Source organism: Chromatiales bacterium (assembly GCA_014323925.1).
Lineage (GTDB): Bacteria > Pseudomonadota > Gammaproteobacteria > Poriferisulfidales > Oxydemutatoraceae > SP5GCR1.
The window spans coordinates 1-14,073 of record JACONC010000025.1; the positions used below are offsets into that span (position 1 = coordinate 1).

Here is a 14,073-nt window from a genome sequence, read left to right on the forward strand (position 1 = left end):
TTGATGGCGTCTTGGCGTGTAAGTTCTTTCTCCGACATAGCTAAAATCCTCTGGTTCATAGCATTTTCTCCTTGTATTAGTAAAAAATGCTTTATTGTCCCGCAAAAGTGACATTTCAACTTGGGACGAAAGTGACATTACAACTTTGGACTAACAAGCATCGTACATACAATTGGTATCAAAGCAAAAATGAGGCATAATAAGCAGTTGCATCTCTGCTATTTCAATTATCTTGCAGAGGTGTAGTCTATAAATCCATTACAATTAACCAGATACATGAACAGCTTTGATACTAAAACAATCCTTGAAATAGGAAGTGAATCCTACACTATTTTTGATATATCCCGCATTGAACAAGCACGAAGTTTGCCTTTTTGTTTGAAGATTTTATTAGAAAACCTGTTGCGTCACGAAGATGGACAGACCGTCTGCAAAGATGATATACAAGCCTTAGTTGATAGAAAAAGCGGTAATAAGGAGATCGCTTATAGACCTGCACGAGTATTGATGCAAGATTTTACCGGTGTACCAGCAGTGGTTGATCTCGCTGCAATGCGATCGGCAATAGATCGTTTCGGATTAAATCCAGATGAAATTAATCCTCTGCAGCCTACTGATTTGGTTATAGATCATTCCATACAGGTGGATAAATTCGGCAATGATAAGGCTCTAGATCTGAATACACGAATAGAGTTCCAACGCAACCGAGAGCGATATAATTTTCTTAAGTGGGGGCAAAAAGCATTTTCTAATTTTAAGGTAGTGCCACCTGGTTCGGGCATAGTGCATCAGGTTAACTTAGAGTATCTGGCGCGGGTAATATTCATAGACGAGCAGCATGGTATGAAAATCGCATACCCAGATACTCTGGTCGGCACTGATTCTCATACGACGATGATCAACGGTATTGGTGTATTGGGTTGGGGAGTCGGTGGCATAGAAGCCGAAGCATCCATGCTAGGGCAACCTATCTCTATGCTAGTGCCTAAAGTTGTCGGATTTAAACTCAGTGGAAAATTACCAGAGGGGTCAACTGCAACTGATTTGGTATTAACCGTTGTAGAGATGCTACGCAAGCTTGGTGTGGTAGGAAAATTTGTCGAGTTCTACGGCGACGGCTTAAATGAATTATCACTGGGAGACCGTGCCACGATTGCCAATATGGCGCCGGAATACGGGGCAACTTGCGGTATTTTCCCAATAGATAGAGAAACCATAGATTATTTATCTTTGAGCGGGCGTAGCGACAACGAAATTGCTGTAATAGAAACATACGCCAAACAATGCGGATTGTGGCGCAACGATGAAAACCAACTGCAATACGACCAAACTATAGAATTAGCCCTTGATGAGGTCGTCCCTAGTCTCGCCGGACCGAAGCGCCCACAAGATCGCATACCACTGAACTTAGCGCAAGAAAAGTGTCGCGATGCTCTATCAAAAATCAAGCCTGCTCCAACGCAGGCTGAGATTGAGATTGACGGCGAGCCAGTAACCTTAAGCGATGGTTTTGTTGCCATTGCCGCAATTACTTCGTGCACCAACACCTCAAATCCATCGGTTATGCTAGCGGCAGGATTACTCGCTAAAAAAGCATTGGAACGCGGGCTTAGAGTCAAGCCGTGGGTTAAAACATCACTCGCCCCGGGTTCTCAGGTTGTAACCGATTACCTACAAAATGCAAAACTAATGGATGCACTGCAAAAACTCAACTTCTATATCGTGGGCTACGGTTGCACGACCTGCATTGGGAACTCAGGACCGCTGTCTGAGACTATCGCTACGGCAATCAAAAAACATAAGTTGATAGCTAGTGCGGTACTCTCCGGAAATAGAAACTTTGAAGGGCGTATACATTCACAAGTTCAGTTAAATTATCTCGCGTCACCACCCTTGGTGATCGCCTATGCACTTGCCGGGACTATGAATATAGATTTATATAAAGAACCACTAGCTAACGATCAGCAAGGCAAACCAGTTTTTCTAAAAGATATATGGCCGAGCCGACAAGAACTTAATGCGTTACTCAAGCAAGCTCTGTCAGCTGAGCAATTTCACAAGATCTATGCCGAGATTTACAAAGGTACCGAAGATTGGAAAAAATTAGATGCCCCTGCCGACATACTCTACGATTGGTCGGACTCAACTTATATTGCCCATCCACCGTATTTTGAAAACTTTTCTTTAGAAGCACAAAAGCCTGAGCCTATTAAAAACGCGCGGGTGCTTGCTATCCTGGGTGACTCTGTGACCACCGACCATATCTCGCCGGCCGGTTCCATCGCACCCAATAGTCCAGCTGGGCTGTACCTACAAGCGCAAGGTGTACTAGTCAATGATTTTAATTCCTATGGTTCTCGTAGAGGTAACCACGAAGTTATGGTAAGAGGCACCTTTGCAAATATACGACTACGCAACAAATTGGTGCCTGATGTAGAAGGAGGTTATACACTGCATTTCCCATCTAAAGAACAAATGACTATCTACGATGCTGCGATGCGCTACATACAAGAATCGGTAGCGACTATCGTTATTGCTGGCAAGGAATACGGTAGCGGTTCATCTCGCGACTGGGCTGCGAAAGGACCTAGACTGCAGGGTGTTAGAGCAGTCATCGCAGAGAGCTTTGAACGTATACACAGAACCAACTTAATCGGGATGGGTATATTACCGTTACAATTTTTAGAGGGCGATAGTGTGCAGACACTCGGCTTAAATGGTAGCGAACTTTATACTATTGATATCACTGAAGACGGATTTGCCGAGGTGCATATTACTGATGAGAATAATCAGCGCAGAGACTTTAAGGTTAAAATTCGCATAGACACTCCGCAGGAACAAGATTATTATGACAACGGTGGCATCCTACACTATGTGTTGCGGCAACTCGCTGCGTAAAGACGGTTAATTACCTGTCTTTTGAGGTGGTGGTGTCGGCCTTCTCACTTATGCGGGCAGGGTGAATATGCCGTTTGTGCAGATTGCGACAATGTAGGGATAGTTAGCTATGCGGAAAAATAAGTTGTGCCGGATTCAATAGTTCTTCGGCTTCTGTGCGACTTAAATCAGTTTGCTCTAAAACTACATCTATAATAGGCCGGCGTTCCTTATACGCTTGTTTGACAATCGCCGCTCCTTTCTCGTAGCCTATCACTCTGTTAAGAGCGGTCACTAATATCGGGTTTTTTTCTAAAGCGGCGTGCAAGGCCTCTTTGTTTACTACAAAACCGGCAATCGCTTTATCGGCTAATATGCGCGCCGCATTACTCAGCAAATCGATACTCTGCAGTAAATTGTATGCAATAACTGGCAACATCACATTGAGTTGAAAATTACCCGATTGACCGGCTATCGTAATAGTCGAATCGTTACCTATCACTTGAGCGCAAACCATTGCCACCGATTCGGGTATTACCGGATTGACTTTGCCCGGCATAATGCTACTACCGGGTTGCAATACAGGTAGCGTAATTTCACCCAAACCGGCAAGCGGTCCTGAGTTCATCCAGCGTAAATCGTTCGCTATCTTCATAAGACCAACGGCTACAGTTTTAAGTTGACCGCTACATTCGACCGCCGCATCTTGACTACTGAGTGCTTCAAATTTATTCGGCTTAGAGGTGAAAGCTATGCGAGTTTGTTCGGATAATATACTGCAGAATAAATCGCCAAAGCCTTTGGGGCTATTCACACCAGTACCGACCGCAGTGCCGCCTTGCGCCAACTCGCGCAGTCTATGAACAGCGGAATCTACACGCGCCACTGCATATCGCACCTGTGCTTCCCAGCCACTCAGTTCTTGTTCTAAGCTAATCGGCATCGCATCCATTAGATGGGTTCGCCCGGTGGTCAGCTGCGCAGAGAGAGATTCCGCTTTGGTAGCAATGCAGGTCGCCAGATGTTCTAGAGCCGGCTTTAATTGCTCTTCAATCAACAGGCAGGCGCTTAGATGTATCGCAGTCGGTATCACATCATTAGAACTCTGGCTCATGTTGACATGATCGTTTGGGTGAACCTGAGAAGAGGATGCTTCTGAGGCAAGCCGGGCAATCACTTCATTGGCATTCATATTAGAACTAGTTGCCGAGCCAGTCTGAAATACACCTATCGGAAAATGCTTATCGTATTTATTAGCGGCAACCTCTTTGGCAGCTTGTGCAATTGCCTCGGCAATAATAGTATCCAGCAAACCCAATCGTTGATTGCTCTGCGCACAGCTATATTTTATCAACCCCAGTGCTCGTATAAAGGTCGATGGCATAGATAGCCCACTAATCGGAAAATTATCTACTGCACGCTGGGTTTGTGCACCGTAGAGCTTGTCCGCAGGTACTTTTACTTCACCCAAGCTATCCTTTTCTATTCTGTATTTCATCTATGTTTTTAATAAGTTGATAAAGTTCTGTAATTTTTTGGCAACGACGGTCTCCTAGATCCGCACTAGAATAACCCGCCAACTGCTTAGACAACAAGAAAGTTCTATATCCGCATCATCAAGCCAATCATGCCGACGATAATTCCTGAGAACAGCATCATTCGCCAAGTCAGACTGGCTTTTAGGTTAGCAATTTCAGTTTTCACATAACTTTTAGTTGCCATATCTTTAATAGATTCTTTGGTAGCCATCCGGGCTTCTATCCGAGCTTCCATATCCCTAAGATCCTCTTTTGTTGCTATGCATATACGGGTTTCTATGTCTCTCAGGGCACTCTTGGTTGCCATGCGTGCTTCCATACGAATTTCTAAGTTCTTAATATCCTCTTTTGTTGCCATGCGTATACGGGTTTCCAAGTCCTTAAGATCCTCTTTTGTTGCCATGCGTATACGGGTTTCTAGGTCCTTAAGATCCTCTTTTGTCGCCATGTGCGCTTCTAAGTCTCTAAGATCCTCTTTGGTCGCCATACGCTCTTCTAAGTCCTTAAGATCCTCTTTTGTCGCCATGCGCGCTTCTAAGTCCTTAAGATCCTCTTTTGTCGCCATGCGCTCTTCTATGCGCTCTTCTAAGTCATGAATATCGTACTTGGTCGCAGTATCTTTAATGGCTTCATTAATCGCTACATTATGCGCCTGCATAAAATCACTTATTGCCATGCTGGCTTGCTCGGCTGTTACATCTGGAATCTTTACCAGTGTTTCTTGCATCATATTTTGACTTTTCATTTTTACCTCTCTATATATATTAGCACTAATATTTGTGAAAAAACCTACCCTACAACAAATATAGCAATTGAAAATATCGCTACTGACGAAATAACTTATTCAACCGACGAACGGTACAATCCTTGCCGGTAAGAGCATAACCCTACTAATTCTGTGCTACTATAGAAATTGCTTTAGAAAAATAATCAATCTATGACATTATCTGAAATTACTGCAATCAGTCCTATAGATGGACGATACCGAAGCAAAAGCGAAGAACTAGCCGAATTTTTTAGTGAATACGCACTGATGCGCTATCGCTTAATTGCCGAAATAGAATGGTTCAAGTTTTTATCCGCCCATAACAAAATAGATGAAATTCCGGCGCTCTCTGAGCAAGCGAAAACTTATCTAGACAATATCGTTGATAACTTTGACGAGCAACAAGCGATGCAAGTCAAAACTATAGAAAAAACGACTCAGCACGATGTCAAGGCTTTGGAATACTATTTAGTCTCGCAAACAAAACCGATGCCTGAACTCAGTTGCTTATCCAATTTTTTCCATTTCGCCTGTACCTCCGAAGATATTAATAGTACTGCTTACGGTATGATGCTCAAAGCTGCTCGCGAAAAATGCCTGCTACCTCACCTACGCCGTATCCGCGATAGCTTGAAAGCTATGGCAACACGCTATGCCGATGTTGCAATGCTGGCGAGAACCCATGGACAACCGGCATCACCGACGACCTTAGGCAAAGAAATGGCAAATTTTTGCTACCGACTGCATGAACAAACCGAAAAATTTGCTGCGATTGGATTACGAGCTAAAGCAAATGGTGCATGCGGCAACTACAATGCACATCATCTCGCTTATCCGGAAATTGACTGGCAGCAACTCAGCAAGCATTATTTAGAATTATTAGGCTTGCAACAGCATCCTTATAGCACGCAAATAGAACCGCACGATCACATTGCCGAATTGATGGATGCACTTTCGCGTATCGCGCATGTATTATTGGATTTATGCCGCGATATTTGGCTTTATATCTCGTTGGAATTATTCAAACAAAAAATCGCAAAACAAGAAGTAGGCTCTTCAACTATGCCGCATAAAGTTAACCCAATACATTTTGAGAATGCTGAAGGTAATTTAGGTCTTGCCATTACCTTAGCAAGGCATTTATCGGACAAACTACCAGTATCGCGCTGGCAACGAGATTTATCAGATTCGACGGTGCTGCGCTCAGTAGGGTCAGTATTTGCCTATATGTTAATAGCACTGCATTCTATCGCCACAGGATTGGACAGATTGGAACTAAACCAAGAGCAGATCGCAGAACAACTATCCACCCATCCGGAAGTATTAGGGGAGGCAATACAAACACTGCTAAGAAAGCACGGCATGCAGGATGCCTACGAACAACTCAAGCAATTACAACGCGGACAAAGTATATCGTTGAAAACGCTTAGACTATTTATCGCAAATACTGATCTTCCAGAAGACGACAAAAACTTATTGCTTGCCCTAGAACCCAAGAACTATATAGGTATCGCTAGTCGTCTTGCAAAAGAGGTATAAAATTCAACAACTAGGCAGACGGTTTGCGTAGGAGTTTGCCCTACTGCGATTCTTGCTTGCTAGTAGTTAGGTCGTCAAGTTTTATATCCAGAGAACTGTATGTCGGGCTAAGTAGTTTGTAATACCAATTCGCATAGAGTTCCGACAGATATTCATTGTCGCTTTGTATTTCAGCTTCCGTCTCCGACGAGGTGTCGTATTGCGATGCGATGTCGGCTTGATACCCCGCTGAAAAAATGGCATAGGATTCATTATCTATTTGGTAGCTTTGCATATTCAATTCGAAACCGTCGAAGGTCGTAAATGTTGCATCTATATGCGTCTCAGGTAGTAAAAAACTATTGTCTTTAGGAAATACTTCTTTGAACTGCAAGTAATCAACCGCTGCAGCAATCTGTTGCAGGGCATAGGGGCTTTTTATTTCACGATCAGCGGGTAGATTTTCGATCTCAAATTCCCCGTCTTTGGTGCGGCGCACTATAGTCATAGTACTGACAAGCTCATCGTCGTGCTTTTCTATAACGATGCGATGAAGACTTTCGGGTGGCATATGAATAATGTATTTATCCAACCATTCGTCAACCGTCATGTCCAATTCTAAACGACGGTTAATCAACCAACTACGGTTTTCAACAGGAAGCCGTATATATTGTCCCTGATCCAAATGTGCCGGAAAATTGCCGACGATTAACTGCCAGCGGTTATCCGTAGTATCCATTTCCAATAAGATACCTGCCCCGTCTAAGGCATCAGCATCAGCAATACCTAGTTTAGGAAAATCTTCAGAGCGCGAACTCATTTCTTCGATTTTTTCAGCTTCCGTTAAGGCGCGCAATAAAGCGCGTATCTTGGGCACATCGGCAGGAAAGTCATCTTTCTCTACAACCCGCCAGATACCATTGTCGTCCTTTTGTATACGAAGGGTTTGCTCGCCTTGCGAAAGTCTCAATTCATTCATCTGGTTGGCTATATTGACTGCATCCGCGGCTAAATTAGGAAACAACTTTTGCTGTTCTTGGGTACTATCTTGCTCGCGCACCAACAAGAATACTACGGATGCAGAAATTGCAGTCGCCAGGACGATTAAAATGAGTGTCTTGGATTTCATCGTCTTTGCCGACGCCGCTTAACAAACGCAAAAACCAGTGCTAAAACGGTAACCAGTGCCGGCACTGCGCCGATATTAATGATTTTAAGATCACGGCCGAGTTGATCTATGTCTTTAGCCAAGTTATATTTAACCTCCCGCAGCTGTTTACGCGTTTGTAATCTTTGTCTCTGAAACTTTTGATATTCTTGCATCTGCTCGTCACTCAATATGTTGGCACCCCTCTTGCGGTCGCTGCGTTGCTCTTGTAATTCCTGCAGTTTTGCTTCGGTCTCTCTGAGTTTGCTCTCCAATTCTTGCTCGACTTCTCGATATTTGATCACCGCACCTTGTTCTATCTCCACTACTTTGGTAAAGGGACGATTAAAACTCGCACGACTACGTATACCTATCAGATCTTTACCGCCGGTAATATTATCTATCGCATTGATTACAAAGTCGCGATTATTAGCAATCGGCTGGTACAGACGCTGACCAAAAAAATTCTGCACGACCACCCATAAACGATCGCTCAGCACATCTACATCGGCAACGACGAGCAAATTAACCGGGCCGTCTGATTTTGCTATATGAGAATCTAACGCATCGTCTTGAGCCTGTTGCCCATCGGCATCATCGCTCTTACTGTCATCACCGTTGTCACCTTCTTCGTCCGCTTCTTTAGGAGGCGCATCAAAAGCACTGTCAATCTCGCCTTTGAGGCGGGCAGCAATCGGATATTCCTCTTGCGAAGCTCTGAATCCCTTTTCCAACTCCGACGGCTCACTCATAAAACGGATTATATCTAAGGGTACCAGTGAAGACTCTTTACTGGTGTACATCAACGGCGTCATTTCTATTTTTTCCTTATCCAATACTTTGATGTGTGAGGCTATCGCAAAATTGACTTGCTCCAACGCCGAAGTGACTACATCTTCACGATCTATACTATTTTTATTCAGCCCGATATAAAGAATATTACGCTGCGGCGGCTGACCGGGCAGGCTAATTTGTAAACTGTTGTTAAAGTCGGTCACCACAGTGCGTTCGGCTACCTCAAAACCCCACTCCTTAAATAAGGTGTTCAGCGATGAACCCTTTATCGATAAATCCTGCATCTGCACATCACTCGGCAAAGGAATTTCCTCAACTTCGGCATAAGGATCGACAAAAAATATCGCATTGCCACCTTTCATCACATATTGATCTATCGCATAAAGCGTTTTGTCGGCTAAATTTTTAGGGTGCACCACCATCAACACATCAATCTCTTCGTCTATTTGTTCGCTATCGGTAAAAACTAATTGAACTTCAAAGAGCTGTTCTATCTGTTCGATAATCACCCACGGATTAGGGCGGCTTGCCGCGCCCAAACCCTCGACTGGATACATAGGTAGTGCAGACATCAGACCAATAATCGGTTTTTTAGGATTCATCAAAGTATAGAGTAGTTTGTCAATATCGTATTCCAGAAAAACTTCACGGCGTGGATCTAAAAATGGTATCTTTTCAACATCTCCGACTGCGTTGCTACCAGCCAAACCGAAATACAACACATCGCCGCTCTCTTCTAACGGAATTCTTTGTATACCAAAGCCTGAGGCACGATCTTCATCTTCCGAAAAAGGCACCGGGTCTATAAAGTTCAGCCTTAATTTACCACCGGCGTAGATTTTATATTCCTCCAGAATTTCTCGCACACGCTTATAGTATTTACGATAATACGGATTGTTGCTACTTGATTCTTGAGTGAAAAATAAATAGAGGTTCAGCGGCTGATCTATTGCTGCAACGATATTGCGCGTGCTATCGGACAGGCTATATATTTTGTTTTCGGTCAAATCCAAACGCATGTTTTTGAACAAAATGTTGGACAGAGTAATCAATACCAAAAATAATATTGCCAACAATATACAAACGCTTTTAGTAGAAGATAAAAACCGCATTTTAGGTCATCCTTGCTTTCTATTCTCTAAAACAACTACATTGGCAATCAGCCAGAAGCCTATCATCAACATAAAATAAATTATATCTCTGAGATCTATAACGCCCTTATTAATAGAACTAAAGTGCGATAAGAAACTCATTGAAGTTATAGTGTCCAATAAAACTTGCGGCAGCCACAGCTTAAAGAAATCTATCACAAAAGGGAAATTCGTCGTGATAAACAAAAAGCAAATCGCAATGCTGATAATAAACGCAATGACTTGATTGCTGGTCGTTGCCGAAATGCACGAGCCTATAGCCAAGAACGCACCAGCCATCAAAAAACTACCCAGATACGACGAGAATATGACGCCGTTGTCGGGTTCCCCTAAATAATTGACCGTTAGCCACAACGGGAAGGTTAACAACAATGCCAATCCGGCGAATAACCACGCTGCCAGATATTTACCCAGCACTGCCTGCACGATGCTAATCGGCAAGGTCATCAGCAGTTCTATGCTACCACTCTTTTTTTCCTCAGCCCACAAACGCATGGATATTGCCGGAATTAAAAACAGATACAACCACGGATGATACTGAAAGAACGGTACCAAATCAGCTTGATTACGCTCGTAAAAATTACCCAAATAGAAAGTAAAGGTAGCAGCGAGCATCAAAAATATAATGATGAAAACATAAGCGAGCGGTGTCGTAAAATAGTGCGACAATTCTCTTTTCATAATCGCGTATATTGTTTTCACGATAAGCTACCTTCGGTTATTTTTCTGAAAACATCGTCCATGCGACCGTGTTCGACACGCAAGTCGTCTACTTCGGGTGTTCTGCTTGAAATCCAGCTTTGCAGTTGGCCATAGATATGCATCTTTAGATCCTTGTCAACAAATACCAACCAACGATTACTAAGCGTATCGTATTCCAAAGACTTCACGCCGGGAATATCTTTTATATCGGTCAGCAGCTCTTCGTCCTTAGCATACAAACTGAGCGTATTCTGGTAACGCGATCTGGTTAATAATTTATCGGGTGTCGTGTCAATCAGTAATTTACCTTTGGCAATGATCAATGCTCGGTTGCACACCGCACTCACCTCTTCCAAAATATGGGTGGAAATTACCACTATTTTGCTCTTGCTCAGCGAATTAATTAAAGCTCTGACATGATATTTTTGATTCGGGTCTAGACCGTCGGTAGGTTCGTCCATAATCAACACTTTGGGGTCGTGTATCAAGGCTTGCGCCAAGCCTACGCGCCGCTTAAACCCCTTAGATAAGGTTTCTATGGGCTGCCTCAACACCTCTTCAAGCGCAAGTTCCGCTATCACATAATCCATACCGTTGCGCGTTTGTTCTTTACTCAGTTGGCGAACTTCGGTAATAAAGCTGAGAAAATCTTTCACCGTCATATCTGCGTATGTGGGGGCACCTTCAGGCAAATAACCGACTAATCTTTTAGCTGCGATAGGATCGCTATCAATATCGTGGTCGTATATATTGACCCGGCCTGAGGTCGGCTTTAGATACCCGCATATCATTTTCATCGTTGTCGATTTGCCAGCACCGTTAGGTCCTAGAAAACCTAAAATATCACCTGCTGCCACATCAAAACTAATGCGATCTACGGCGGCAAAATCATCAAAAAATTTAGATAAATCTTGTATTCTTAACATTTATAACTTTAGTGTTTCGCTAAACCACTTATCTACTCACTCGATGTGCTTGAATGACTGGTTAGCATTTTTTCTAATTTTACTACATCGGCCTCAGTGTCGACCGCAACATGCGCGAACGACGATACCTTCTCCACCTTAATTGTGCCACCGTACCATAATACTCGCAGCTGCTCCAAGCTCTCGCTTTGCTCTATGTGCGGTTGTGCAAGAGAGGCAAAATGTTTGAGGTAGCTACAATAATATACATAAATTCCGATATGCTGCAAGCCCATCTTAGCACCCACAGGTAATACGGCACGGCTGAAGTATAAGGCAAAACACTCGTTATCGCAAACAACACTGACAACATTATCCGATGCCAATTCCTCTGCCGCAACCTCAGTGGCAAGGGTGGCAATATCAACACTAGGGTGAGAGACCAAACACTGCACCGCAGTACGTATATCCTGCGGACTCAATAAAGGCTCGTCGCTTTGTAGATTAACGACAATCTGGTTATCATCCCATTGCTTGATATCAGCCACCTCAGCACTACGATCGCTACCGGTTTTATGCGCAACCGAAGTCACGCAAGCAATACCGCCAAAACCGCGCACACAATCTATAATTCGATAATCATCGCTTGCCACTATCACTTCGTCGGCACCACTGCGTGCCGCATTCTCGTAAGTGTATTGTATTAATGGCTTGCCAAGTATTCTATACAGCGGCTTACCAGGGAACCGCTGCGATGCATAGCGCGCTGGTATGACAACCTTAAAGTTTGGGAGATTCGTTGCGTTTTTTATAGTATTCATACTCCTCGCTGCTTAATTGGCGCGCCTCGTCGACGAGCATCACCGGCAATCCGTCTCGTATTTCGTAAGCGAGTTTCGCAGCTAAGGAGATTAGCTCCTGTTTTTCTTTATCGTAAATCAAAGCCCCTTTAGTGACTGGGCAAACTAGAATATCAAGTAATTTTTTATCCATAAAACTAAAATGAAAGTATTATACGATTATGATAGTAGCATTATGCAATGCAATGTCAGGCAATCTATACATCTTGTTTTTTTCGCTTGTGTTTTTGTAATATTTTATCAAATATCAAAGCATTATTTATTAATTCTTTGAACAATTCCCATCATATCTTATGTCATATTTTATGCCTTTCATTCACTTCGCCACGCTTTCATCCGAGGAAAGCGCATTAATGTCGGAATCAACCAAACAATAAAGCGATAATGTGTTCCCAGTGCTTGAACAGTTTCACGCGTTGTTTTAGCTGAATTATTCATTTTATATCTAGTAGTTTTGCCATTTACTGATAACCATTATGTATCCCATATAGAAAATTTTGGCAAAATTTTGCCGTTTCTTGCCTCCAACAGAGACAAGAAAGAGGTAAAGATTCATGGCGTAAGCGTCCGGGCAACACGGAACCCGACGTTGCTGACACGATCCGAAGCTACGTTCCCGCCGCGATAAGCGGAGCGAAGGAACCTCGGGCTTTCGTTCCAGGAGCCGCCACGCAACACGCGGAACTCTCTACTATACCTGTACCTGCAACTACTCACCCAAGCACTACCATCCGCCGGTGCACCATCATAGTCATCATGCGAACAATCCTCCACCCATTCCCATACATTGCCGTGAACATCATGCAAACCAAATGCATTGGCAGGATAATGCCCTACTGCAACAGTTCCTTGATTATATTGACCGTAGTCATAATTCGCCTGACTCGGATTAATCGTGTTGCCAAAATGATACGCAGTCGTCGTACCCGCTCTAGCTACATATTCCCATTCCGCCTCGCTCAATAATCGGTATGACTTTCCAGTGCTCCGCGTTAGCCAATCGACATAAGCCTGGGCATCATGCCACGACACATAAACTACCGGATGGGCATTAAAACCCGGATGACGCCAGTCAACACCAGCATCGTATCCCGTTGCATTCACAAAAGCTTCGAACTGCCCGCGTGTCACCTCATATTTGCCAACCGCAAACGGCTGAGGAATAGTGACACGATGTTGTGGGCCTTCATCGCTATACCTGTCTGGCTCATCTTCAGGAGAACCCATCAGAAATGAACCACTTGGCACCCGCACCATTTGCGGACAATTGCTACAATCACGAAAAGTTCCAGGTGTACTACCACGCTCACCCACTTCAACATATATATCTAGTTCGTCGGTATTACCAAGACTGTCGGCTACGACTATCGTCACCGTTTCATCACCTTCAGCCACCGTAGTTAGTTGGAAGCGTAATTCCCGTTGGATATTGCCGATATCTTCAGGAAAGCTAAGCGAGGTAGGCACTGATACCACAGAAGCACCTCCGCTGCTTAATTCCAAATTCATCGTCAGCGCATCATCCGCATTGCTTCCCTCAACGACCACCACCACCATCTGGGGGGTTGCATCAGCAGTACCTAGCTTGTATCTTGTGTCATCCGACGGGCTGGTAATCTCCAACGGAGTTAATGGCGTAAGCGTCCGGGCAACACGGAACCCGTTGTTACGGTCCGAAGCCTCGTCCCTGAAGCGATTAGCGGAGCGCAGGAACCTCGGGTTGTTGAACCAGTCGCTGCCACGCAACACGCGATAATTCCCATCACAATTACTTACCCAAGCACTCCCATCCTTTGGTGCACCGTCATAATCAA

At 43.9% G+C, this 14,073-nt stretch carries 11 protein-coding genes; 2 read left to right on the forward strand and 9 right to left on the reverse strand.

The features are described 5' to 3' along the window. Positions 1 to 276 precede the first annotated feature (276 nt). Positions 277 to 2,898 carry an aconitate hydratase AcnA gene (gene acnA, locus GDA45_07630; GenBank protein MBC6414731.1) on the forward strand — a complete coding sequence of 874 codons (2,622 nt, stop codon included), beginning with the start codon at positions 277 to 279 and terminating at the stop codon, positions 2,896 to 2,898. A gap of 103 nt (positions 2,899 to 3,001) precedes the next feature. Here acnA and GDA45_07635 read toward each other — a convergent pair whose 3' ends face one another. Beyond that, on the reverse strand, positions 3,002 to 4,375 hold the full coding sequence (locus GDA45_07635; protein MBC6414732.1) for a class II fumarate hydratase: 1,374 nt from the start codon (positions 4,373 to 4,375) through the stop codon (positions 3,002 to 3,004). A gap of 104 nt (positions 4,376 to 4,479) precedes the next feature. Next, entirely contained in the window at positions 4,480 to 5,160 is a 681-nt protein-coding gene (locus GDA45_07640; GenBank protein MBC6414733.1) for a hypothetical protein, read from the reverse strand. A gap of 192 nt (positions 5,161 to 5,352) precedes the next feature. Between GDA45_07640 and purB the strand changes: the two genes are divergently transcribed. Beyond that, complete coding sequence (gene purB / locus GDA45_07645) at positions 5,353 to 6,720, forward strand: adenylosuccinate lyase (GenBank protein ID MBC6414734.1); 1,368 nt, start codon at positions 5,353 to 5,355, stop codon at positions 6,718 to 6,720. A gap of 40 nt (positions 6,721 to 6,760) precedes the next feature. Here purB and GDA45_07650 read toward each other — a convergent pair whose 3' ends face one another. The 7 genes from GDA45_07650 to GDA45_07680 form a co-directional block, all read right to left on the reverse strand. Further along, complete coding sequence (locus tag GDA45_07650) at positions 6,761 to 7,828, reverse strand: DUF4340 domain-containing protein (GenBank protein MBC6414735.1); 1,068 nt, start codon at positions 7,826 to 7,828, stop codon at positions 6,761 to 6,763. Continuing rightward, complete coding sequence (locus GDA45_07655) at positions 7,825 to 9,753, reverse strand: Gldg family protein (protein MBC6414736.1); 1,929 nt, start codon at positions 9,751 to 9,753, stop codon at positions 7,825 to 7,827. The genes GDA45_07650 and GDA45_07655 overlap by 4 nt, the downstream gene beginning before the upstream one ends. 6 nt (positions 9,754 to 9,759) lie before the next feature. Beyond that, entirely contained in the window at positions 9,760 to 10,494 is a 735-nt protein-coding gene (locus GDA45_07660; protein ID MBC6414737.1) for a heme exporter protein CcmB, read from the reverse strand. Continuing rightward, complete coding sequence (locus GDA45_07665; GenBank protein MBC6414738.1) at positions 10,491 to 11,420, reverse strand: ABC transporter ATP-binding protein; 930 nt, start codon at positions 11,418 to 11,420, stop codon at positions 10,491 to 10,493. Before GDA45_07665 ends, GDA45_07660 begins: the two co-directional genes overlap by 4 nt. Before the next feature lie 32 nt (positions 11,421 to 11,452). Further along, positions 11,453 to 12,220, reverse strand: coding sequence for a 3-deoxy-manno-octulosonate cytidylyltransferase (kdsB, locus tag GDA45_07670; protein ID MBC6414739.1), 768 nt, complete (start codon positions 12,218 to 12,220; stop codon positions 11,453 to 11,455). After that, positions 12,180 to 12,392, reverse strand: a complete 213-nt coding sequence (locus GDA45_07675) for a Trm112 family protein (GenBank protein ID MBC6414740.1) — start codon at positions 12,390 to 12,392, stop codon at positions 12,180 to 12,182. The genes kdsB and GDA45_07675 overlap by 41 nt, the downstream gene beginning before the upstream one ends. Before the next feature lie 419 nt (positions 12,393 to 12,811). Then, positions 12,812 to 14,073: SUMF1/EgtB/PvdO family nonheme iron enzyme (locus GDA45_07680; protein ID MBC6414741.1), on the reverse strand; the 1,262-nt coding region annotated here is incomplete at its 5' end.

Bases quoted from the DNA above. Each gene is read 5' to 3' on its own strand.
- GDA45_07650 (MBC6414735.1), bottom strand. From the start codon at position 7,828: ATGAAATCCAAGACACTCATTTTAATCGTCCTGGCGACTGCAATTTCT.
- GDA45_07665 (MBC6414738.1), bottom strand. From the start codon at position 11,420: ATGTTAAGAATACAAGATTTATCTAAATTTTTTGATGATTTTGCCGCC.
- GDA45_07640 (MBC6414733.1), bottom strand. From the start codon at position 5,160: ATGAAAAGTCAAAATATGATGCAAGAAACACTGGTAAAGATTCCAGAT.
- GDA45_07655 (MBC6414736.1), bottom strand. From the start codon at position 9,753: ATGCGGTTTTTATCTTCTACTAAAAGCGTTTGTATATTGTTGGCAATA.
- GDA45_07635 (MBC6414732.1), bottom strand. From the start codon at position 4,375: ATGAAATACAGAATAGAAAAGGATAGCTTGGGTGAAGTAAAAGTACCT.
- GDA45_07675 (MBC6414740.1), bottom strand. From the start codon at position 12,392: ATGGATAAAAAATTACTTGATATTCTAGTTTGCCCAGTCACTAAAGGG.
- kdsB (MBC6414739.1), bottom strand. From the start codon at position 12,220: ATGAATACTATAAAAAACGCAACGAATCTCCCAAACTTTAAGGTTGTC.
- purB (MBC6414734.1), top strand. From the start codon at position 5,353: ATGACATTATCTGAAATTACTGCAATCAGTCCTATAGATGGACGATAC.
- acnA (MBC6414731.1), top strand. From the start codon at position 277: ATGAACAGCTTTGATACTAAAACAATCCTTGAAATAGGAAGTGAATCC.